Origin of the sequence: Pseudomonas sp. NFACC14, assembly GCF_900106885.1 — a bacterium.
GTDB lineage: Bacteria > Pseudomonadota > Gammaproteobacteria > Pseudomonadales > Pseudomonadaceae > Aquipseudomonas > Aquipseudomonas fluorescens_AA.
Map to the genome: position 1 here is coordinate 16,463 of NZ_FNOA01000026.1, position 21,070 is coordinate 37,532.

The window sequence follows — 21,070 nt, forward strand, 5'->3', positions numbered from 1 at the left end:
CTGTGGGAGCGAGCTTGCTCGCGATGAGGCCAGCACATTCAACATTGGTGTCGGCTGACACACCGCCATCGCGAGCAAGCTCGCTCCCACAGTTTTTTCGACTCAGTTCAGGACATCCCCCGGCACCCGCACGAACCCTTCCATCAACACCCGCGCACTGCGGCTCATGATGGCTTTTTTTACCGTCCATTCGCCGTTGACCACGCTGGCCTCGGCACCGACGCGCAAGGTGCCGGAGGGGTGGCCGAAGCGTACAGCGTTACGTTCGATGCCGCCGGCGGCCAGGTTCACCAGGGTGCCGGAAATCGCCGCGGCCGTGCCGATGGCAACGGCTGCGGTGCCCATCATGGCGTGGTGCAGCTTGCCCATGGACAACGCCCGCACCAGCAAGTCGACATCCCCCGCCGCCACGGCTTTTCCGCTGGAGGACAGGTAATCCGCCGGCGGTGCGACAAACGCCACTTTCGGTGTGTGCTGACGCTGGGCCGCTTCGTCCAGGTGCTTGATCAAGCCCATGCGCAAGGCACCGTGGGCGCGAATGGTTTCGAACATCGCCAACGCCTTGGGATCGCTGTTGATCGCCCCCTGCAATTCAGTGCCGGTGTAGCCGACATCGCGGGCATTGATGAAAATCGTCGGGATCCCCGCGTTGATCAGCGTCGCCTTGAAGGTGCCAACACCGGGCACTTCCAAGTCGTCCACCAGGTTGCCGGTGGGAAACATAGAGCCACCACCGCCCTCCTCCTCGGCCGCCGGGTCCATGAATTCCAATTGCACTTCGGCCGCTGGAAAGGTCACGCCGTCGAGTTCGAAGTCCCCGGTTTCCTGCACCACACCCTCGGTGATTGGCACATGGGCGATGATGGTCTTGCCGATGTTGGCCTGCCAGATCCGTACCACGGCCACGCCGTTTTGCGGAACACGGTCGGACGCCACCAAACCACTGCTGATGGCAAACGAGCCCACCGCCGCCGACAGGTTGCCGCAGTTGCCGCTCCAGTCCACGAACGGCTTATCGATGGACACCTGGCCGAACAGGTAATCGACATCGTGGTCGGCCCGGGTGCTCTTGGACAGGATCACCGTCTTGCTGGTGCTGGACGTTGCGCCACCCATGCCATCGATCTGCTTCTCATACGGGTCAGGGCTGCCGATTACCCGCAACAGCAGGGCATCGCGGACCGGGCCAGGCACGCGGGCCGCTTCGGGCAGGTCCTGCAAGCTGAAGAACACGCCTTTGCTGGTGCCGCCACGCATGTAGGTCGCGGGGATCTTGATTTGAGGCGAGTGAGCCATGTGCTCTAACTCCTGAAAAAAAGGATGGCCGGAGAACGGGCCACCCAAGCGATTTAAACGGCCACCGCCGACTCCAGGAAGTCCTGGGCAAAGCGTTGCAGCACGCCCCCGGCTTCGTAGATCGACACTTCTTCGGCGGTATCGAGACGGCAGGTCACCGGCACTTCGACGCGCTCGCCGTTCTTGCGAGTGATGACCAGGGTCAGCGTCGCCCGCGGCGTGCGTTCGCCGATCACGTCATAGACTTCGCTGCCATCGATGCCCAGGGTCTTGCGATCGGTGCCCGGCTTGAACTCCAACGGCAACACGCCCATGCCCACCAGGTTGGTGCGGTGGATGCGTTCGAAACCTTCGGCGGCGATCGCCTCGACACCCGCCAGGCGCACGCCCTTGGCCGCCCAGTCCCGGGACGAACCCTGGCCGTAGTCGGCACCGGCAATGATGATCAGCGGCTGCTTGCGCTCCATGTAGGTCTCGATGGCCTCCCACATGCGCATGACCTTGCCTTCCGGCTCGACACGGGCCAGGGAGCCCTGCTTGACCTTGCCGTTTTCCTGGACCATTTCGTTGAACAGTTTCGGGTTGGCGAAGGTGGCGCGCTGCGCGGTCAGGTGGTCGCCACGGTGGGTCGCGTAGGAGTTGAAGTCCTCTTCCGGCAGGCCCATTTTCGCCAGGTACTCGCCAGCGGCGCTGTCCAGCATGATGGCGTTGGACGGCGACAAATGGTCGGTGGTGATGTTGTCCGGCAGCACCGCCAGCGGGCGCATGCCCTTGAGCGGCCGCGCACCGGCCAACGCCCCTTCCCAGTAGGGCGGACGACGGATGTAGGTGCTTTGTGGGCGCCAGTCGTACAGCGGCGTCACTTTCGGCCCGGAGTCTTCCTGGATGGCGAACATCGGAATGTACACCTGGCGGAACTGCTCCGGCTTCACCGAAGCCTTGACCACCGCGTCGATTTCTTCGTCGCTCGGCCAGATGTCCTTGAGGCGGATCTCGCGACCGTCCACCACGCCCAGCACATCTTTTTCGATGTCGAAACGGATGGTCCCGGCGATGGCATATGCGACCACCAGGGGTGGCGATGCCAGGAACGCCTGCTTGGCGTACGGATGGATACGCCCGTCGAAGTTGCGGTTGCCCGACAACACGGCGGTGGCGTACAGGTCGCGGTCGATGATTTCCTGCTGGATCACCGGGTCCAGCGCGCCTGACATGCCGTTGCAGGTGGTGCAGGCGAATGCCACCACGCCGAAGCCCAGTTTCTCGAGTTCGGACGTCAGGCCGGCCTCATCCAGGTACAGCGCCACGGTTTTCGAACCCGGCGCCAGGGACGACTTCACCCACGGCTTGCGGGCCAGGCCCAGGCGGTTGGCGTTGCGCGCCAGCAGGCCGGCGGCGATCACGTTGCGCGGGTTGCTGGTGTTGGTGCAACTGGTGATCGCGGCGATGATCACCGCGCCGTCGGGCATTTGCCCGGGCACATCGTCCCACCGGCCGGAAATGCCTTTGGCGGCCAGCTCCGACACCGCGACGCGGGCATGGGGGTTGCTCGGCCCAGCCATGTTGCGGACTACCGAGGACAGGTCGAAGGTCAGGCCACGCTCGTACTGCGCGCCCTTGAGGCTATCGGCCCACAGGCCCACGTGCTTGGCATAGGTTTCCACCAACTGCACCTGGGTGTCTTCACGGCCGGTGAGCTTCAGGTAGTCGATCGTCTGTTGATCGATATGGAACATCGCCGCCGTGGCGCCGTATTCCGGGGCCATGTTGGAAATGGTCGCCCGGTCACCCAGGGTCAGGGCACTGGCGCCTTCACCGAAAAACTCCAGCCAGGCACCGACGACTTTTTGCTTGCGCAGGAACTCGGTCAGCGCCAGCACCATGTCGGTGGCGGTGATGCCCGGCTGCAGCTTGCCGGTCAGCTCGACGCCGATGATTTCCGGCAGGCGCATCCACGAGGCGCGACCGAGCATGACGCTTTCGGCCTCCAGGCCACCGACGCCGATGGCAATCACGCCCAGGGCATCGACGTGGGGGGTGTGACTGTCGGTGCCGACGCAGGTGTCGGGGAAGGCCACGCCGTCACGCTGCTGGATCACCGGCGACATTTTTTCCAGGTTGATCTGGTGCATGATCCCGTTGCCCGGCGGAATCACATCGACGTTCTTGAAGGCTTTCTTGGTCCAGTTGATGAAGTGGAAGCGGTCTTCGTTACGCCGGTCTTCGATGGCGCGGTTCTTGGCGAAGGCTTGCGGATCGGCACCACCGCTTTCCACCGCCAGGGAGTGGTCGACAATCAGCTGCGTCGGCACCACCGGATTGACCTGCGCCGGGTCACCACCCTGCAAGGCGATGGCGTCGCGCAGGCCGGCCAGGTCCACCAGGGCGGTCTGGCCGAGGATGTCATGGCACACCACGCGGGCCGGAAACCACGGGAAATCCAGGTCACGCTTGCGCTCGATCAGTTGCAACAGCGACTCGCGCAGCGTGGCCGGGTCGCAGCGACGCACCAGGTTTTCCGCCAGCACGCGGGAGGTGTACGGCAGGCCGTCATAGGCGCCGGGGCGGATGGCTTCCACGGCGCCGCGAACGTCGAAATAATCCAGCGAAGTGCCAGGCAGCGGTTTGCGAAATTCTGTGTTCATCGTCAGGACTCGGTCACGGTGGTTTCAGAAGGGGCTGGCGCAGCCATTGAAATCAACCCATTCCCCTGTGGGAGCGAGCCTGCTCGCGAATGCGGTGCATGAGTCGACATTGATGTTGAATGTCAGTCCGTATTCGCGAGCAGGCTCGCTCCCACAAAAGGGGTTTTCGGTTCTTTAGCTCCTGCGTCAGCGCCCTCCAGCTCAGCGTTGTTCGATTGGCACGAACTTGCGCTGTTCGACGCCGGTGTATTCGGCGCTCGGTCGGATGATGCGGTTGTTGGCGCGTTGTTCGAACACGTGGGCGGCCCAGCCGGTCAGGCGCGAGCAGACGAAGATCGGCGTGAACAGCTTGGTCGGGATGCCCATGAAGTGGTACGCCGAGGCATGATAGAAATCGGCGTTGGGGAACAGCTTCTTCTGTTCCCACATGGTCTTGTCGATGGCTTCGGACACCGGGAACAGCACGGTATCGCCCACTTCGTCGGCGAGTTTTTTCGACCAGCCCTTGATCACCTCGTTGCGCGGATCGTTGTCCTTATAGATCGCGTGGCCGAAGCCCATGATCTTGTCCTTGCGCGCGAGCATGCCGAGGGTGCCTTCGATGGCCTCCTGCGGTGAGCCGAAGCGCTCGATCATTTCCATCGCCGCTTCGTTGGCACCGCCATGCAACGGGCCACGCAGCGAGCCGATGGCGGCAGTGATGCAGGAGAACAGGTCCGACAGCGTGGAGGCGCAGACCCGGGCGGTGAAGGTCGAGGCGTTGAATTCGTGCTCGGCGTAGAGGATCAGCGAGACATTCATCACCTTGACGTGCAGCTCGCTCGGCTTCTTGCCGTGCAGCAAGTGCAGGAAGTGGCCACCAATGGACACTTCGTCGGTCACGCATTCGATGCGCTGGCCTTGATGGCTGAAGCGATACCAGTAGCACATGATCGCCGGGAACGCGGCCAGCAGGCGATCGGTCTTGTCATGTTGCTGGGAAAAATCCTGCTCGGGTTCCAGGTTACCCAGGAACGAGCAGCCGGTGCGCATCACGTCCATCGGGTGGGCGTCGGCAGGAATGCGCTCCAGCACTTCCTTCAAGGCTTGGGGCAGGTCGCGCAACTGGCGCAGTTTACCGGTGTAGGCGTCCAACTGTGCCTGGGTCGGCAGTTCGCCGTACAGCAGCAGATAGGCCACCTCTTCAAATTGTGCATCTGCCGCCAGGTCGCGAACATCGTAGCCGCGATAGGTCAGGCCGGCACCCGATTGGCCCACGGTGGACAATGCGGTTTGCCCGGCCACCTGGCCACGGAGCCCGGCGCCACTGAGTACTTTTGCTTCGGCCATTTGCTGTCTCCATTTTCTTGAATTTGTAGGGGAGTCGCGCCTTACTTCTTCGCCGCGAACAACGCATCGAGCTTCTGCTCGAAGGTGTGGTAGTCGATGCGATCGTAAAGCTCCATGCGGGTCTGCATGGTGTCGATGACATTCTGTTGCGTGCCGTCGCGGCGGATCGCGGTGTAGACGTTCTCGGCCGCCTTGTTCATGGCCCGGAAGGCCGACAGCGGGTACAACACCAGGGACACGTCGGCACCGGCCAGCTGTTCGGTGGTGTACAGCGGGGTCGCACCGAATTCGGTGATGTTGGCCAGGATCGGCGCTTTCACACGGCTGGCGAACAGCTTGTACATCTCAAGCTCGGTGATGGCCTCGGGGAAAATCATGTCGGCACCGGCCTCGATGCACGCGGCGGCGCGGTCCAGGGCAGACTCCAAGCCTTCCACCGCCAAGGCATCGGTACGCGCCATGATCACGAAACTGTCGTCGGTACGGGCATCGACAGCGGCCTTGATGCGGTCGACCATCTCTTGCTGGGAGACGATTTCCTTGTTCGGACGATGGCCGCAACGCTTGGCGCCGACCTGGTCCTCGATATGAATCGCCGCGGCGCCGAACTTGATCATCGACTTGACCGTGCGCGCCACGTTGAACGCCGAGGAACCGAAGCCGGTGTCCACGTCCACCAGCAGCGGCAGGTCGCACACATCGGTGATGCGCCGTACATCGGTCAGCACGTCATCCAGGCCGGTGATGCCCAGGTCCGGCACGCCGAGGGAACCGGCCGCCACGCCGCCGCCCGACAGGTAGATCGCCTTGAAACCGGCGCGCTTGGCCAGCAGCGCGTGGTTGGCGTTGATCGTGCCCACCACTTGCAGCGGATGCTCGCTGGCGACCGCATCGCGGAAACGCTGGCCTGGAGTGCTGTTGCTCATGACTCACCTCGTTCAGTGGCGGCGCTGTCCTGGAAATGACGCGCGATATTGCGTTTGGAAGCGCCGATGTGCCGGCGCATCAATAATTCAGCCAGTTCGCCGTCACGGTCGGCGATGGCATCGAGAATCCGGTGGTGCTCGGCAAAGGCCTGGCGCGGACGGTTGGGCGTGGTGGAGAACTGGATCCGGTACATGCGCACCAGTTGGTAGAGCTCGCCGCACAGCATCTGCGTCAGGGTGCGGTTGCCGCTGCCCTGGATAATCCGGTAGTGAAAGTCGAAATCGCCTTCCTGCTGGTAATAACCGACACCGGCCTGGAACGCCGCATCGCGCTCGTGGGTTTCCAGCACCCGGCGCAGTTCGTCGATTTCTTCCAGGGTCATGCGTTCGGCCGCCAGGCGGCAGGCCATGCCTTCGAGGGATTCACGGATTTCGTAGAGTTCCAGCAGCTCGGCGTGGCTCAGCGACACCACCCGGGCACCGACGTGAGGCACCCGCACCAGCAGGCGCTGGCCTTCCAGGCGGTGAATGGCCTCGCGCAGCGGCCCGCGGCTGATGCCGTAGGTGCGCGCCAGCTCAGGCTCGGAGATCTTGCTGCCGGGGGCGATCTCGCCCTTGACGATGGCGGCCTGGATACGCCGGAAGACGTTCTCGGACAGGGTCTCCGAGTCGTCCTGGACCATCACCGGGGTTTCGAGCTGATCGAGCATATTGTCGACACCTTGGAAATCAATATGGCAAAAACTAACCAACAACGACCTTTACGTCAAAACAAAAATCAACATTGTCGACAATCGTCTAATAAACGCCCTGAAGATAACCCTGTTGCATGAAGACTCGTAGCCTCCGGCCAGCGGTGGCGTCAGAAAACCACCGTGCTAGAATGCCGCGGTTATTCGCCGCTCTCCTTTTATTAGAGAAAGGCTGCCTAGGGAGCTTGTGCAGTAATGCCAGGGCCTGAACCGATAAACGGAACGCTGCGCACCAGGATCTATGACACTCAAGCCCTTATCTGCCGCTTTCTATTTCATGTGCCTGCCGGGGCTTGCCGTGGCGGGTGAAAAAACCGTGTACGGCCTCAACGAATACGCCGCCCTGCAGGGTATCGACCTGGAGGTCGCCGCCAAGCTCGACACCGGCGCCAAGACCGCATCCCTCAGCGCCCGGGACATCAAGCGCTTCAAGCGCAATGGCGAATCCTGGGTGCGTTTTTACCTGGCCATCGACGCCGCCCACTCGCACCCCATCGAACGTCCGCTGGCCCGGGTCAGCAAGATCAAGCGCCGCGCCGGTGACTACGACCCGGAAGAAGGCAAGAAATACACGGCCCGGCCGGTCATCGAACTGGACATCTGCATGGGCTCGGCCTTGCGCAGCATCGAAGTGAACCTGACCGACCGCAGCGCCTTCCAATACCCGTTGCTGATCGGCTCCGAGGCGCTCAAGCGCTTCGACGCGCTGGTCGACCCCAGTCTTAAATACGCTGCCGGCAAACCCGCCTGCGCCAATGCCGCTCAAACCGCAGAGTAATTCCAATGCGCTCCCTTACCCTCCATCTGAAAATGCTGATCGCCATCCTGGTGGTGCTGGGCCTGTCGGTGACGGCCTATCAGATTTTCGTGCTCGGCATCCCGGTCACCGAAGACGCCACCGACGATTTGTGGAACATCGACGCCAAGGTCGAATTCGTGCCCAACGCCAAGGACCCGGTGAAGATCCAGATGTTCGTGCCGCCCCTGAGCCGCGACTACGTGAGCCTCAACGAGAGTTTCATTTCCAATAATTACGGCGTGGCGGTGAACCGGGTCGACGGTAACCGCAAAGTGACCTGGTCAGCCCGTCGCGCCAAGGGCAACCAGACCCTTTACTACCGCCTGGTGCTGACCAAGCGCTACAGCGCCGAGAAAACCAAGGTCAAGGGTCCGACCTTCCGCGACAGCATCGCCGTCGAAGGCCCGGAGAAACTGGCCGCCGAAGCCCTGCTCGCGCCGATCCGCCAGCACTCGGCCGACGTCGAGACGTTCATCAGCGAAGCGATCAAGCGGGTCAACAACCTCAACGACGACAACGTCAAGCTGTTGCTGGCCGGTGATCCTTCCTCGGCCAACAAGGCCAGGATCGTCGAACTGGTGCTGTCCATCGCCCACGTGCCGGTGGAAAAGGTCCACACCATCCGCCTGGTGGCCGACCAGCCGCAGACGCCCGAGCTGTGGCTGCGCAGCTTCAACGGCACCGACTGGCTGTATTTCAACCCGGACTCCGGCGAACAGGGCCTGCCCACCGACCGCCTGCTGTGGTGGACCGGCGATGAAAACCTGATCACCGTCGATGGCGGCAAGAAAGCCACCGTCACCTTCAGCATGAACAACAGCGAAATGAACGCCATTCGCCTGGCCAAGCTGACGGACGAGAACACCGACGCCAACTTCCTCGAATACTCGCTCTACGGCCTGCCGCTGCAAACCCAGCAAACCTTCATGATCATGGTAATGATCCCGATCGGCGTGCTGGTGATCCTGATACTGCGCAACCTGATCGGCCTGCAAACCCTCGGGACCTTTACCCCGGTGCTGATCGCCCTGGCCTTCCGTGAGACCCAGTTGGGCTTCGGCATCATCCTGTTCACGGTGATCACCACGCTGGGCCTGTCGCTGCGTTCCTACCTGGAACACCTCAAGCTGCAGATGCTGCCAAGGCTCTCGGTGGTGCTGACGTTCGTGGTGGTGCTGATCGCCGCCATCAGCCTGTTCAGCCATAAGCTGGGCCTGGAGCGCGGCTTGTCGGTGGCGCTGTTCCCGATGGTGATCCTGACCATGACCATCGAACGCCTGTCCATCACCTGGGAAGAGCGCGGCGCCGGCCACGCGATGAAAGTCGCCATCGGCACCTTGTTCGCCGCGTCCCTGGCGCACCTGATCATGAGCGTGCCGGAACTGGTGTACTTCGTGTTCACCTTCCCGGCGATCCTGCTGATCCTGGTGGGCTTCATGCTGGCCATGGGACGTTATCGCGGCTACCGCCTGACCGAGCTGGTGCGGTTCAAGGCCTTCCTCAAGGCAGACTCCTGATGTTCGGCTTCTGGAAGACCTGGAAGGCCCTGGAAGCCCGGGGCATCATGGGCATCAATCGGCGTAACGCCGATTACGTGCTCAAGTACAACAAGCGCAGCCTGTACCCCATCGTCGATGACAAGATCATCACCAAGGAACGGGCCATCGCCGCCGGCATCCATGTGCCGGAGCTGTACGGGGTGATCTCCACCGAGAAAGAAATCGACAAGCTCGACGACATCATCGGCGGGCGCACCGACTTCGTGATCAAGCCGGCCCAGGGCGCTGGCGGCGACGGCATCATCGTCATCGCCGACCGCTTCGAAGGCCGCTACCGCACGGTGTCCGGCAAGATCATCAGCCATGAGGAAATCGAGCACCATGTCTCCAGCATCCTCACGGGCCTGTATTCCTTGGGCGGGCACCGTGACCGGGCGCTGATCGAGTACCGCGTGACGCCGGACCAGATCTTCAAGAGCATCAGCTACGAGGGCGTGCCGGACATCCGCATCATCGTGCTGATGGGCTATCCGGTGATGGCCATGCTACGGCTGCCAACCCGACAGTCCGGCGGCAAGGCCAACCTGCACCAAGGCGCCATCGGCGTGGGCGTCGACCTCGCCACGGGCCTGACCCTGCGCGGCACCTGGCTGAACAACATCATCACCAAACACCCCGACACCACCAACGCGGTGGACGGCGTGCAACTGCCCTACTGGGACGGTTTCATGAAGCTGGCCGCCGGTTGCTATGAACTGTGCGGGCTGGGCTACATCGGCGTCGACATGGTGCTGGACCAGGAGAAAGGGCCGTTGATCCTGGAACTGAATGCCCGACCGGGCCTGAACATCCAGATCGCCAACGACTGCGGCCTGACCCTGCGCACCCACGCGGTGGAAGCCCGCCTGGAAGAACTCAAGGAACGGGGCGTTATCGAAACCGCGGAAGAACGCGTGGCGTTTGCCCAGGAGCTGTTTGGGCATATTCCGCCAGTTGAAGGGTGATCCCTGAAGGCAACAACCTGTGGGGAACAGCCTGTGGTAGCAAGGCTTGCCCGCGATGAAGATCATGAGATCCTGGGGCTTGGGGCGCCTGCATCGCGAGCAAGCTTTGCTCCCACAGGTTTCTCTCCTACCGTTAATTTGCTCATCTCCGACATCCCCCTAGGAGCAAATCCTACAGGGGATTACAATCGCTCCCCCGCCTGAATGGCTGACCCGCCCCGCCCATGCCAACCTGCTCCGTACACCCGCTGCCCTACCGCACCAACCCCGCCGAGTATTTCGCGGCGATCCGTCATGCCCCGGGCAGCGTGCTGCTCGACAGTGGCCGGCCGAGTGCCGAGCGTGGGCGTTACGACCTGCTCAGCGCCTGGCCGCTGGCACAATTGGCGGTGTTGCCGAACGAGAGCGGCAGCGATTTCCTGCAGCGCCTGCGCATTCAGCTGACGCAACTGGGCGACGCGGTACTGCCGGCCACGGTGCAATTGCCTTTTGCCGGCGGCCTGATCGGCTACTTGAGCTACGACTTCGGTCGACACCTCGAAACCCTGCCGTCCCACGCCCAGGACGACCTGCGACTGCCCGATGCACGTTTTGGCATGTACGACTGGGCTTTGATCAGCGACCACCAGGCGGGCACCAGCCAACTGGTGTTCCATCCCCATTGTGGCGAAGACGAACGCCAACGCCTGATCGCGCTGTTCAGCCAGCCGACCACCGCCGCCGTTCCCTCGTTCAGCCTTGAAGGACCGATGACGCCGGACCTCAGTGCCGAAGCCTACCGACAGGCGTTCGAACGTATCCAGGCGTATATCCAGGCCGGCGACTGCTATCAGGTCAACTTCGCCCAACGCTTCCGCGCGCCCTGCCAGGGTGATGCCTGGGCCGCTTACCAGGCATTGCGGACGGCCTGCCCGACACCGTTCTCCGGCTTCCAGAGCCTGCCGGAGGGCGGCGCGGTGCTGAGCCTGTCGCCCGAACGCTTTGTCAGGGTCAGCGAAGGCCAGGTGGAAACCCGGCCGATCAAGGGCACCCGCCCCCGCGGCACGACGCCCGAGGAAGACGCGGCCCACGCCGCCGAACTGCTGGCCAGCCCCAAGGACCGGGCGGAAAACCTGATGATCGTCGATCTGCTGCGCAACGACTTGGGCCGCACCTGTCGTATCGGCTCGGTGCGGGTGCCGGAGTTGTTCAGCCTGGAAAGCTACCCGAACGTGCATCACCTGGTCAGCAGCGTGACCGGCGAACTGGCCGACGACAAGGACGCCCTGGACCTGATCGCCGGCAGCTTCCCCGGCGGCTCGATCACCGGCGCGCCGAAAATCCGCGCCATGCAAATCATCGACGAACTCGAACCGACCCGGCGCGGGCTGTATTGCGGCTCGTTGCTGTACATGGACGTGCGCGGGGAAATGGACAGCTCCATCGCCATCCGCAGTTTACTGGTCAAGGATGGGCAGGTGTGCTGCTGGGGCGGCGGCGGGATTGTCGCGGATTCGGACTGGGAGGCCGAGTATCAGGAGTCGATTACCAAGGTTCGGGTGTTGCTGGAAACCTTGCAGAACCTCTAAAAGCATCGCGGGCAAGCCTTGCTCCCACAGACTGGCGCTATACCCCTGTGGGAGCGAGCTTGCTCGCGATTGCGTTGGATCAGCAGCATTTGAGCCGACTGGCACACCGCTATCGCGAGCTAGCTCGCCCACAGGTTTTTTTACTTACAGGCTGAGATCGCGGTTCGAAGCCTTGATGAATTCCTGCTTCAACTCGGCAAACGTGTGCACCGCCGGGAATTGCGGGAACTCACGGATCACGTTCTCCGGCGCATGGAACAGAATCCCGGCGTCGGCCTCGCCCAGCATCGTGGTGTCGTTATAGGAATCCCCCGCCGCAATCACTCGGTAGTACAGGCTCTTGAAAGCCAGAACCGACTGGCGCTTGGGATCTTTCTGACGCAACTGGTACCCCGTCACCCGCCCGCTGTCATCGGTAATCAAGCGATGGCAGAGCAACGTCGGGAAGCCCAGCTGGCGCATCAAGGGTTGGGAAAATTCGTAGAACGTGTCGGAAAGAATCACCACCTGGAAGCGCTCGCGCAGCCAGTCGACGAATTCGATGGCGCCGTCCAGCGGCTGGAGGGTGGCGATGACTTCCTGGATGTCGGAGAGCTTGAGACCATGCTCATCAAGGATGCGCAACCGTTGCTTCATCAGCACGTCGTAGTCGGGGATGTCCCGAGTGGTTGCCCTGAGGGATTCAATCCCGGTTTTTTCGGCAAAGGCGATCCAGATCTCCGGGACCAGCACACCTTCCAGGTCGAGACAGGCAATTTCCACAAGACACTCCCATTTTTTCTGATGTTTATCGGTTGAGCGAATAAAAGGCTTGCCGACTCTAGCCATTCGCCAGAGCCCGCGCAACGCACAGGAGCGCGCCAGCCCCGACAGCTTTTGTTACCATCAGCCCCATATAGAGCGCCCAGCGCCACCGACCTGTAGGAAACCGCCCTGATGAGCCCATCGTTCGACGTCGTGGAACTCGCCACGACCTATGCCAACAAGTCCCCCCAGGACATCCTCAAGCTGGCCTTCGCCGAATTCGGCGACGAGCTGTGGATATCGTTCAGCGGTGCCGAAGACGTGGTGCTGGTGGACATGGCCTGGAAACTGAACAAGAACGTCAAGGTGTTCAGCCTCGACACCGGTCGCCTGCACCCGGAGACCTATCGCTTCATCGATCAGGTGCGCGAGCACTACAAGATCGACATCGAACTGGTCTCGCCGGACTACACGAAACTCGAACCCTTCGTGAAGGAAAAAGGCCTGTTCAGTTTCTATAAGGACGGTCACGGCGAGTGCTGCGGCATCCGCAAGATCGAGCCGCTGCGCCGCAAGCTGACCGATGTCCGCGCCTGGGCCACCGGCCAGCGGCGCGACCAGAGCCCCGGCACCCGCAGCCAGGTGGCCGTGCTGGAAATCGACACGGCGTTTTCCACCCCGGAACGCACCCTGTACAAGTTCAACCCCCTGTCGCAGATGACCAGCGAAGAAGTCTGGGGCTACATCCGCATGCTCGAGCTGCCTTACAACAGCCTGCATGAACGTGGCTTCATCAGCATCGGCTGCGAACCCTGCACCCGCCCGGTGCTGCCGAACCAGCACGAACGTGAAGGCCGCTGGTGGTGGGAAGAAGCCACGCAGAAAGAATGCGGGCTGCACGCCGGAAACATCATCGCCAAATCCAAGACCGTCTAAGCACTCGCCACTCTCTGTACACAAAAATGTCACCACAAGTGGCATTTTTGTGTGCACTTATGTCGTTACCGCCCCAAAAAGTTACACTCAATTCCCCGCCCCAACTGGCGTCCTTCCTTCGCTGGCGTTCGCCAGAAAATAAATACCTGTTTAAATGGTCAGCTTTAAATCTCCGTATTTCAGCAAGTTATTCAAAGATCATAACGAAACGAAATTAGTGCCATGTTGGATAGATCCACAAGTGGCATAAATCTGGCTTGAGTCGACAAGTGTTTTGTATACAACATTTATAAAACATACACACACTTTAGATCCGCAAGCCTGAAGCGCCCTATCCCGTACAGGCTGCAGATGCCCCGTAACCAATGATGCTCGCCCGCCGCGACGAAGATTTGTCGAGCCCCACGCTCATGCACAGTCATCGCAGCGCCGAGAATCAGGAGCCTGCCGGAATGCGTACAAGTCTCTCCAATAACATCGCGCTGGATCTGCCCTCCTCCACCACTGCCCCCGATGACAACGCCGCAGCCTCCCTGGCCCTGAGCCCGCGGCTGCACAACAAGGACCTGGCGCCGACCAAGGCCGAAGGTCGCCGCTGGGGCCGCTACAGCATCTTTGCCCTGTGGACCAACGACGTGCACAACATCGCCAACTATTCCTTCGCCATCGGCCTGTATGCCCTGGGGCTGGGTGGCTGGCAGATCTTGCTGTCCCTGGGGATAGGCGCGGCACTGGTGTATGGCTTCATGAACCTGTCCGGCTACATGGGTCAGAAAACCGGGGTGCCGTTCCCGGTGATCAGCCGGATCAGCTTCGGGATCCACGGCGCGCAGATTCCTGCGTTGATCAGGGCGGTCATTGCGATTGCCTGGTTCGGAATCCAGACCTACCTGGCGTCGGTGGTGTTCCGCGTGTTGCTGGTGGCGGTCCACCCGGGCTTCGCCGACTACGACCGCGACTCAATCCTGGGCCTGTCGAGCCTGGGCTGGGTGTGTTTCGTGGCGATCTGGTTCGTGCAACTGGTGATCCTGGCCTACGGCATGGAGACGGTGCGCCGTTATGAAGGTTTCGCCGGCCCGGTGATCCTGGTGACCGTCGCGGCCCTGGCCGGTTGGATGTACACCCAGGCCGGCGCCACCATAGCCTGGTCGATCCGCGAGCCGCTGACCGGTGGCGAAATGTGGCGCAATATCTTTGCCGGCGGCGCGCTGTGGCTGTCGATCTACGGCACCTTGATCCTCAATTTCTGCGACTTCGCCCGCTCCTCGCCGTGCCGCCGAACCATCATCGTCGGTAATTTCTGGGGCCTGCCGGTGAACATCCTGGTGTTTGCCGGGATCACCATCCTGCTCTGCGGTGCGCAGTTCCAGATCAACGGGCAAATCATCGAAAGCCCGACCCAGGTCGTCGCCTCGATCCCCAACACGTTCCTTCTGGTGTTGGGCTGCCTGGCCTTCCTGATCGTCACCGTGGCGGTGAACATCATGGCCAACTTCGTCGCCCCGGCGTTCGTGCTCAGCAACCTGGCGCCCAAGTACCTGACCTTTCGCCGCGCCGGGCTGATCAGCGCCGCCATTGCCGTACTGATCCTGCCGTGGAACCTGTACAACAGCCCACTGGTGATCGTGTATTTCCTGTCCGGTCTCGGCGCCCTGCTCGGGCCGCTGTACGGGGTGATCATGGTCGACTACTGGCTGCTGCGAAAAGGCCGCATCAACGTGCCGCAACTGTACAGCGAGGACCCGAACGGTGCGTATTTCTACAGCAATGGGGTCAACCTGCGTGCGGTGGCGGCGTTCATTCCGGCCGCGCTGATCGCCATCATCCTGGCCCTGGTGCCCGGTTTTGACGCCGTCTCACCGTTTTCCTGGCTGATTGGCGCTTCGATTGCAGGGCTGCTGTACCTGATCATTGCCAAGCGCGAACCGTATTACGACGACGTCAGCGGCGAATCCATCGCTGTGGATAACGTTCATCATTGATCCCTCGAACGGCCCGGCCGGTACGGGCCGCTTACTTTCATGCATCAAGGAGGACAGCTCATGCGAATTCTCGTGGTCAACGTCAACACCACCGAATCCATCACCCAGGCCATCGCCCGCCAGGCCCAGGCCGTGGCCGCGCCGGGCACAGAGATCGTCGGGCTCACGCCGCATTTCGGTGCCGATTCCATCGAGGGCAATTTTGAAAGTTACCTGGCGGCCATTGCGGTGATGGACCGGGTGATGTCCTACGACCAGCCGTTCGACGCGGTGATCCAGGCCGGCTACGGCGAGCATGGCCGCGAAGGTCTGCAAGAACTGCTGAACGTGCCGGTGGTGGACATCACCGATGCCGGCGCCAGTACCGCCATGTTCCTCGGTCACGCTTATTCGGTGGTCACCACCCTGGACCGCACCGTGCCGCTGATCGAAGACCGGCTCAAGCTGTCCGGCCTGTTCGACCGCTGCGCCTCGGTACGGGCCAGCGGCCTGGCGGTGCTGGAACTGGAGCAAGACCCGCAACGGGCGGTCGAGGCCATCGTGCACCAGGCCGAACTGGCGGTCAGCCAGGACAAGGCCGAAGTGATCTGCCTGGGCTGCGGCGGCATGGCCGGGCTCGATGAGCAGATCCGCCAGCGCACCGGGGTGCCGGTGGTCGATGGCGTAACGGCGGCGGTGACCATTGCCGAGTCGCTGGTGCGGCTGGGGTTGTCGACCTCGAAAGTGCGCACCTACGCCACGCCTCGGCCCAAGACCATCATTGGCTGGCCGGGGCGGTTTGGGCGGTGAGTTCACAGGTTGGACCGAGGTGCCCCTAATCGCGAGCAAGCTCGCTCCCACAGGGTTTGTGGTGCTCACGAAACTGCTGATCATCCACCAACTGTGGGAGCGAGCCTGCTCGCGATTAGGGGCACCTCGGTCCAGAGCCCAACTCAAACCGCACTGAACCGCCGCGCCAACCCCTGCTCGGCAAACTGCTCGATGATGAAATCCACGAACGCCCGGGTCTTTCCCGGCAGCAACTTATGCTCGGCGTAGTAAATGGAGATATTGCCGTCATCGACGTACCAGTCCGGCAGCACCCGTTGCAGCGCGCCGGACTCCAGGTAGGGCACGGCCACCGGCATGCTCACCAGCCCGATGCCCAGCCCTTGGGCCGCGGCCGCGCAGTCGGCTTCCGAATCGCTCATGGTCATGCGGGTCTTGAGCATGAGCGGGCTGTGTTGCTGGGTTCGGCTGGTCAGTTGCCAGGAACGCACGCGACCGGTTTGTGGCGAGCGAATCAGGATGCCCTGGTGCTGCGCCAGATCTTCCGGCTCCACCAATGCAGCGTGAGTGTTCAGGTAGTCCGTGGACGCGACCAGCACCCGATGAGCCACCGTCAGCTTGCGCGCCACCACGCCTTGGGGCAGCTCGAAACCACCGCCGATGGCGGCATCGAAACCCTGGCCGATCAGGTCTACCTGGCGGTTATCGAAATGCCAATCCGGATTGATCGCCGGGTAGCGCCGCAGAAATTCCCCCAGTAACGGCACGACATACAAGCGACCGAACGCCGTGCCCATGCTCACCTTCAGCGTTCCCGCCGGTTGCCCACCGGCGCTGGCCAGGTTGGCGACGGCGTTCTGGATGGTGTTGAAGCTGCTGCCGACTTCCCTCAGGAACAACTGGCCGGCTTCGGTCAGCCTCAGCCTGCGGGTGCTGCGCTGGAACAGGCGCACCCCCATCCGCGCCTCCAGCTTGGCGACGCTTTTGCCCACCGCCGCCGGGGTCACGCTCAAGCGTCGCGCCGCTTCGGCAAAGCTACCGACTTCGGCGCTGCGCACAAAGCATTCGATACTGTTGAAGGTCTCCATGAGCCCCACTCTAAACTTTTGGTTTAGACAGACTATAGCAATGACGGTCTACACAGCCCATGACGTCTTCTTGATACTCGCTCCATCACCGCGGCACCTCGCCCCGGCACTTTTTGGAGAACATCATGAGTACCCAAGCACTGAACGGTAAAGTCGCCTTGATCCAGGGCGGTTCTCGCGGCATCGGCGCCGCCATCGTCAAACGTCTTGCCGCAGAAGGCGCCGCCGTGGCCTTCACCTACGTCAGCTCTGGCGCAAAATCCGAAGAACTGCAGAACAGCATCACCGCAGCGGGCGGCAAGGCCTTGGCAATCAAGGCGGACAGCGCCGACGCCGACGCCGTCCGTAACGCCGTCGCCGCCACCGTCGAAGCGTTCGGGCGGCTGGACATCCTGGTCAATAACGCGGGCGTGCTGGCCATGGGGCCGCTGGATGAATTCAAACTCGAAGATTTCGACCAGACCCTGGCCGTCAACGTGCGCAGCGTGTTCGTCGCCACCCAGGCGGCAGCGCGGCACATGGGCGAAGGTGGCCGGGTCATCAACATCGGCAGCACCAACGCCGACCGCATGCCCTTCGTCGGCGGCGCGACCTACGCCATGAGCAAATCCGCACTGGTGGGCCTGACCAAAGGCCTGGCCCGCGACCTCGGCCCGCGCGGCATCACCGTCAACAACGTGCAGCCCGGCCCGGTGGACACCGACATGAACCCGGCCGACAGCGACTTCGCCTCCAGCCTGTTGTCGCTGATGGCCGTCGGGCGCTACGGCAATGTCGATGAAATCGCCAGTTTCGTCGCCTACCTGGCAGGGCCGGAAGCCGGCTATATCACCGGCGCCAGCCTGACCATCGACGGTGGTTTCGGCGCCTGATCCGAGCCGATCATTGTGGCGAGGGCGCTTGCTGCCGCGGGGCTGCGCAGCAGCCCTTCGCTGTCAGACCCACTCCAACTCCGGCAAACCGCAAAGGCTTGGCTGGAACATTCGCAAGGAGCGGATGATCCCGTCGGCATGGGCGTATTTTTCGTCCGCCATGGCCGAGTCCGGAATGGCGATGGCGGTCATGCCGGCGGCTTTCGCGGCTGTCACGCCGAACGGCGAATCCTCGAACACCAGGCAATCGCGCGGCTCGACACCCAGGCGCCGGGCGGCGGTGAGGAAGATATCCGGTGCCGGTTTCGCCGCACCAACTTCAGGGTCGTCCGCTGTCACGATGCAATCGAACAGCGCGAACCAGTCCCGGTGCAAGGTGGTTTTCAGCGCGAACGTAGGGCTCGACGAACTGGTGCCTACCGCAATGGGAATGTTGTGAGCCTTGAGATGCCGCACCAGTTCCTCGGCGCCGGGCATGCCCAGGGCATGAGGAAAACGCTCGCGCATCAAGGGCTCACGGATGACCAGGAACTCCTGGGGAGTGATCGGCAACTCCAGGGCCTGGACGACGTAATTGGCCAGGTCCGTGGCCCCGCGCCCGATGATGTTCTGCTTGACGCTCCAATCGAACGTGCGCCCGTAGCGCTCGGCGATGATGGAGGTGACCTCGGTGTAGATCCCCTCGGTGTCCAGCAACAGTCCATCCATGTCGAAAATCACAGCCTTGATCGGGCCAAACTCTTTCAGCGGTGCATTCATCGCATCTGATCCGTTATCAACACAACATTCCAGGGATGGCTCAGGTGCGGCCAGGGCAGCGTGTTCGCCTTAAAGGATTCAGCAGGATAACGAAGGGGGCTTGGAACCGGCAATGGGAAATCGAGTGACTTACGGCTCGGTTGTGCACTGTAGGAGCTGCCGAAGGCTGCGATCTTTTGATCTTTCGCTTGAGATTCAAGTGTCTGGGGAAAGATCGCAGCCTCGTTGCACTCGACAGCTCCTACACGGCTCCTACACAGCGCCCATGGGACCCAGCGGGAGCGAGTTTTCTTGCTCAACACAGAGGTGGATCGGTGTTGGATGATGACCGGACGGCTACTGGCTTGAGCTGCCGGAGCCGCCCGCCCCCGAACCACTGCCGCCCGAGCTGCCCCCGCTGTCACTGCTACCGCTTCCGCCGTTGGTCCCACCGCCCGCATCGTCACCGCCCATCGTGCTGCCGCCGCTCAGCGAACCGCTGCCCGTGCCGGGGCTGGTGCTGCTGCCGCTGGCATCGCCGCCATTGCCGCCGCCTACAGAGCCCGGAGGCAAGGCGTTCCCGCTGGCACCGGAATTGGAGCCGGCTTCCATTTCCGAGGAAGGTGGCATCCCGCCCTTGTCCACGGGGGGCGTGCCGCTCGAAGATTGTGCGAAAGCGGCTAATGAACTGACGGAAAGAATTCCGGCGAGCGTCAGAGCTGTCATGTTGGACTTCATCATGGTGAGTCTCCTTTTCAAGATGCTTACCTGATGTCTGGCACGCGGGGCGGGGCGATGGTGCCACTGAATCGACAGGCGGCCCCGTGGATCAGCTCGGCGTGCCAGAGGCGTCGTCACCGGCGATGTCCGGATCATCCGGAGTCGCTTCGACGTCCTCGTCGTCGCTGGGTACCTGTTCGACGCCCGCCTCGTCATCGGGCGGGAGCTGGTCACGGCTCAACGGATTGGTGGGCGATGGCAGCGGGTACTCCGGGGTTTCTTCGTCATTGGGAACGGGGGAATCGGCAGTCATACAATCTCCTGACAGGTGCACGCACCTGTCCTGCAGCCTAGAGAACGCGGACGATCAGTTTGAACGCCTTCACTCGTAGGATTCGTCCTCAAGTTCAACGTCTTCATCGTCGAGCAAGGGCACCTGGGCGTCATCCATCAGGGAACCGGGGTCTTCATTGCCCGGGTCGTTGGGGCCCGGATCGTTGATGAAAGGCACGCCCGTAGGGCCCTTCTCTTCCTTGCCTTCGGTTTCCGGCGTCATGGCACACCTCGCAATCGCTGATGGATGTATGAATTTGAGGTGGGGGGGGCGGCAATCGTTCCGGAGAAATGTTCAGGGGCCCTGTTCACGGGAATGGCAGGTCAATAAAAAACCCGGCACCAGGCCGGGTCTTTTCATCCAAGCATCCGCTTAACGATGATTTCTCTTGTGCTTGTACTTGTGCTTCTTGCCGCCGGAGTGACCGTCGTTGTCATTGGACAGGTTGCTGCCCAACGCGCCACCCGCCGCGCCGCCGACGCCAGCGCCGATGGTGGAGCCGGTGGAGCCGCCCAGACGGTTACCGACGATCGAACCACCTGCCGACCCCAGGCCACCGCCGATGGCGGCTTCCGTGCGGCTGCCCTTGCGCGCGCCCACGGCGCTGCCGGCTGCGCCGCCGACACCCGCGCCGATCGCGGCGCCTGTGCTGCCGCCCATCTGCTGGCCGACCACATTGCCCAACACACCGCCCAGACCACCGCCGACTGCAGCGGTACCGTCGCCGGCGGCCATCGCGCCTTGGGCAACCAGCAGCCCAAGTACCAAGGTGGACAAAGTCAAACGCATGATAGAAACCTCAAGAATGCCGCATCGGGGAGAAATGGCCGGTGCGCGCGGGCGCGAGTGTACGCCAAACAGCCTCAGCCATGACGGTTGGACAACGAAACGGCGGATTATTTTGTGACAGGCAAAAAAAAGCCCGCTGGGGAAACGGGCAGGTACTGCTTTCTAACGGATGAGCTGAGAGTACGTACCTGCTTGTGAAAGAAACGTGAAAGAAACCGATGGTTGAGAAAAGATGAAAAATATTTTCGCAAGGATCGGATGCCCCCTGTGGGAGCTGCCGA

At 62.2% G+C, this 21,070-nt stretch carries 20 protein-coding genes; 8 read left to right on the forward strand and 12 right to left on the reverse strand.

Going from position 1 to position 21,070, the window contains the following annotated elements:
* Positions 1–102 precede the first annotated feature (102 nt).
* From prpF to BLU85_RS26240, 5 genes are all read right to left on the reverse strand, one after another.
* Positions 103–1,296: a 2-methylaconitate cis-trans isomerase PrpF gene (prpF, locus tag BLU85_RS26220; RefSeq protein WP_092204715.1), complete on the reverse strand. Its 1,194-nt coding sequence runs from the start codon at positions 1,294–1,296 to the stop codon at positions 103–105.
* A 53-nt stretch (positions 1,297–1,349) separates the two neighbouring features.
* Positions 1,350–3,941 (reverse strand): Fe/S-dependent 2-methylisocitrate dehydratase AcnD, encoded by a 2,592-nt coding sequence (acnD, locus tag BLU85_RS26225; protein ID WP_092204714.1) that lies wholly within the window; start codon positions 3,939–3,941, stop codon positions 1,350–1,352.
* A 201-nt stretch (positions 3,942–4,142) separates the two neighbouring features.
* Entirely contained in the window at positions 4,143–5,270 is a 1,128-nt protein-coding gene (gene prpC / locus BLU85_RS26230; RefSeq protein ID WP_092204713.1) for a bifunctional 2-methylcitrate synthase/citrate synthase, read from the reverse strand.
* Positions 5,271–5,311: 41 nt separating this feature from the next.
* Positions 5,312–6,196, reverse strand: coding sequence for a methylisocitrate lyase (prpB, locus tag BLU85_RS26235; RefSeq protein ID WP_030137801.1), 885 nt, complete (start codon positions 6,194–6,196; stop codon positions 5,312–5,314).
* The gene (locus tag BLU85_RS26240) at positions 6,193–6,906 is read right to left on the reverse strand and encodes a GntR family transcriptional regulator (RefSeq protein ID WP_053186063.1); all 714 of its coding nucleotides are present in this window, start codon (positions 6,904–6,906) and stop codon (positions 6,193–6,195) included. The genes prpB and BLU85_RS26240 overlap by 4 nt, the downstream gene beginning before the upstream one ends.
* A 283-nt stretch (positions 6,907–7,189) precedes the next feature.
* Between BLU85_RS26240 and BLU85_RS26245 the strand changes: the two genes are divergently transcribed.
* The 4 genes from BLU85_RS26245 (at position 7,190) to pabB (ending at position 11,818) form a co-directional block, all read left to right on the forward strand.
* A complete protein-coding gene (locus BLU85_RS26245; protein WP_053186065.1) occupies positions 7,190–7,726 on the forward strand; it encodes a retropepsin-like aspartic peptidase RloA in 537 nt (178 codons plus the stop codon).
* A gap of 5 nt (positions 7,727–7,731) precedes the next feature.
* The gene (locus BLU85_RS26250) at positions 7,732–9,264 is read left to right on the forward strand and encodes an osmotic stress tolerance membrane protein RloB (protein ID WP_060741350.1); all 1,533 of its coding nucleotides are present in this window, start codon (positions 7,732–7,734) and stop codon (positions 9,262–9,264) included.
* Positions 9,264–10,250: an alpha-L-glutamate ligase-like protein gene (locus BLU85_RS26255; protein ID WP_092168683.1), complete on the forward strand. Its 987-nt coding sequence runs from the start codon at positions 9,264–9,266 to the stop codon at positions 10,248–10,250. Before BLU85_RS26250 ends, BLU85_RS26255 begins: the two co-directional genes overlap by 1 nt.
* Before the next feature lie 224 nt (positions 10,251–10,474).
* Positions 10,475–11,818 carry an aminodeoxychorismate synthase component I gene (gene pabB / locus BLU85_RS26260; RefSeq protein ID WP_092204712.1) on the forward strand — a complete coding sequence of 448 codons (1,344 nt, stop codon included), beginning with the start codon at positions 10,475–10,477 and terminating at the stop codon, positions 11,816–11,818.
* A gap of 144 nt (positions 11,819–11,962) precedes the next feature.
* On the opposite strand, the gene thrH is transcribed toward pabB, so the two are convergent.
* Complete coding sequence (gene thrH / locus BLU85_RS26265; protein WP_092204711.1) at positions 11,963–12,580, reverse strand: bifunctional phosphoserine phosphatase/homoserine phosphotransferase ThrH; 618 nt, start codon at positions 12,578–12,580, stop codon at positions 11,963–11,965.
* Between the two features lie 174 nt (positions 12,581–12,754).
* On the opposite strand from thrH, the gene BLU85_RS26270 reads away from it, so the two are divergent.
* From BLU85_RS26270 to BLU85_RS26280, 3 genes are all read left to right on the forward strand, one after another.
* Positions 12,755–13,498 carry a phosphoadenylyl-sulfate reductase gene (locus BLU85_RS26270; protein WP_013693959.1) on the forward strand — a complete coding sequence of 248 codons (744 nt, stop codon included), beginning with the start codon at positions 12,755–12,757 and terminating at the stop codon, positions 13,496–13,498.
* A 452-nt stretch (positions 13,499–13,950) separates the two neighbouring features.
* Positions 13,951–15,480 carry an NCS1 family nucleobase:cation symporter-1 gene (locus BLU85_RS26275; protein WP_092204710.1) on the forward strand — a complete coding sequence of 510 codons (1,530 nt, stop codon included), beginning with the start codon at positions 13,951–13,953 and terminating at the stop codon, positions 15,478–15,480.
* A 60-nt stretch (positions 15,481–15,540) separates the two neighbouring features.
* Complete coding sequence (locus tag BLU85_RS26280; protein WP_092204709.1) at positions 15,541–16,269, forward strand: aspartate/glutamate racemase family protein; 729 nt, start codon at positions 15,541–15,543, stop codon at positions 16,267–16,269.
* A gap of 143 nt (positions 16,270–16,412) precedes the next feature.
* Here BLU85_RS26280 and BLU85_RS26285 read toward each other — a convergent pair whose 3' ends face one another.
* Positions 16,413–17,336 (reverse strand): LysR family transcriptional regulator, encoded by a 924-nt coding sequence (locus tag BLU85_RS26285; RefSeq protein ID WP_092204708.1) that lies wholly within the window; start codon positions 17,334–17,336, stop codon positions 16,413–16,415.
* A 125-nt stretch (positions 17,337–17,461) separates the two neighbouring features.
* On the opposite strand from BLU85_RS26285, the gene BLU85_RS26290 reads away from it, so the two are divergent.
* A complete protein-coding gene (locus BLU85_RS26290) occupies positions 17,462–18,208 on the forward strand; it encodes a 3-oxoacyl-ACP reductase family protein (RefSeq protein ID WP_060741343.1) in 747 nt (248 codons plus the stop codon).
* 63 nt (positions 18,209–18,271) lie between these two features.
* On the opposite strand, the gene BLU85_RS26295 is transcribed toward BLU85_RS26290, so the two are convergent.
* The 5 genes from BLU85_RS26295 to BLU85_RS26310 form a co-directional block, all read right to left on the reverse strand.
* Positions 18,272–18,967: an HAD-IA family hydrolase gene (locus BLU85_RS26295; protein ID WP_092204707.1), complete on the reverse strand. Its 696-nt coding sequence runs from the start codon at positions 18,965–18,967 to the stop codon at positions 18,272–18,274.
* Between the two features lie 336 nt (positions 18,968–19,303).
* On the reverse strand, positions 19,304–19,687 hold the full coding sequence (locus tag BLU85_RS26300) for a hypothetical protein (protein WP_092204706.1): 384 nt from the start codon (positions 19,685–19,687) through the stop codon (positions 19,304–19,306).
* Positions 19,688–19,775: 88 nt separating this feature from the next.
* On the reverse strand, positions 19,776–19,979 hold the full coding sequence (locus tag BLU85_RS26305; RefSeq protein WP_060741340.1) for a hypothetical protein: 204 nt from the start codon (positions 19,977–19,979) through the stop codon (positions 19,776–19,778).
* Between the two features lie 69 nt (positions 19,980–20,048).
* A complete protein-coding gene (locus BLU85_RS31200; RefSeq protein ID WP_170847657.1) occupies positions 20,049–20,222 on the reverse strand; it encodes a hypothetical protein in 174 nt (57 codons plus the stop codon).
* Positions 20,223–20,372: 150 nt separating this feature from the next.
* Positions 20,373–20,789, reverse strand: a complete 417-nt coding sequence (locus tag BLU85_RS26310; protein ID WP_092204705.1) for a glycine zipper domain-containing protein — start codon at positions 20,787–20,789, stop codon at positions 20,373–20,375.
* Positions 20,790–21,070: the final 281 nt, after the last annotated feature.

Bases quoted from the DNA above. Each gene is read 5' to 3' on its own strand.
- BLU85_RS26295 (WP_092204707.1), bottom strand. From the start codon at position 18,967: ATGAATGCACCGCTGAAAGAGTTTGGCCCGATCAAGGCTGTGATTTTC.
- prpF (WP_092204715.1), bottom strand. From the start codon at position 1,296: ATGGCTCACTCGCCTCAAATCAAGATCCCCGCGACCTACATGCGTGGC.
- BLU85_RS26250 (WP_060741350.1), top strand. From the start codon at position 7,732: ATGCGCTCCCTTACCCTCCATCTGAAAATGCTGATCGCCATCCTGGTG.
- BLU85_RS31200 (WP_170847657.1), bottom strand. From the start codon at position 20,222: ATGACGCCGGAAACCGAAGGCAAGGAAGAGAAGGGCCCTACGGGCGTG.
- pabB (WP_092204712.1), top strand. From the start codon at position 10,475: ATGCCAACCTGCTCCGTACACCCGCTGCCCTACCGCACCAACCCCGCC.
- BLU85_RS26305 (WP_060741340.1), bottom strand. From the start codon at position 19,979: ATGACTGCCGATTCCCCCGTTCCCAATGACGAAGAAACCCCGGAGTAC.
- BLU85_RS26300 (WP_092204706.1), bottom strand. From the start codon at position 19,687: ATGATGAAGTCCAACATGACAGCTCTGACGCTCGCCGGAATTCTTTCC.
- acnD (WP_092204714.1), bottom strand. From the start codon at position 3,941: ATGAACACAGAATTTCGCAAACCGCTGCCTGGCACTTCGCTGGATTAT.
- BLU85_RS26280 (WP_092204709.1), top strand. From the start codon at position 15,541: ATGCGAATTCTCGTGGTCAACGTCAACACCACCGAATCCATCACCCAG.
- BLU85_RS26285 (WP_092204708.1), bottom strand. From the start codon at position 17,336: ATGGAGACCTTCAACAGTATCGAATGCTTTGTGCGCAGCGCCGAAGTC.
- BLU85_RS26245 (WP_053186065.1), top strand. From the start codon at position 7,190: ATGACACTCAAGCCCTTATCTGCCGCTTTCTATTTCATGTGCCTGCCG.
- BLU85_RS26240 (WP_053186063.1), bottom strand. From the start codon at position 6,906: ATGCTCGATCAGCTCGAAACCCCGGTGATGGTCCAGGACGACTCGGAG.
- BLU85_RS26275 (WP_092204710.1), top strand. From the start codon at position 13,951: ATGCGTACAAGTCTCTCCAATAACATCGCGCTGGATCTGCCCTCCTCC.
- prpB (WP_030137801.1), bottom strand. From the start codon at position 6,196: ATGAGCAACAGCACTCCAGGCCAGCGTTTCCGCGATGCGGTCGCCAGC.
- prpC (WP_092204713.1), bottom strand. From the start codon at position 5,270: ATGGCCGAAGCAAAAGTACTCAGTGGCGCCGGGCTCCGTGGCCAGGTG.
- BLU85_RS26310 (WP_092204705.1), bottom strand. From the start codon at position 20,789: ATGCGTTTGACTTTGTCCACCTTGGTACTTGGGCTGCTGGTTGCCCAA.
- BLU85_RS26270 (WP_013693959.1), top strand. From the start codon at position 12,755: ATGAGCCCATCGTTCGACGTCGTGGAACTCGCCACGACCTATGCCAAC.
- BLU85_RS26255 (WP_092168683.1), top strand. From the start codon at position 9,264: ATGTTCGGCTTCTGGAAGACCTGGAAGGCCCTGGAAGCCCGGGGCATC.
- BLU85_RS26290 (WP_060741343.1), top strand. From the start codon at position 17,462: ATGAGTACCCAAGCACTGAACGGTAAAGTCGCCTTGATCCAGGGCGGT.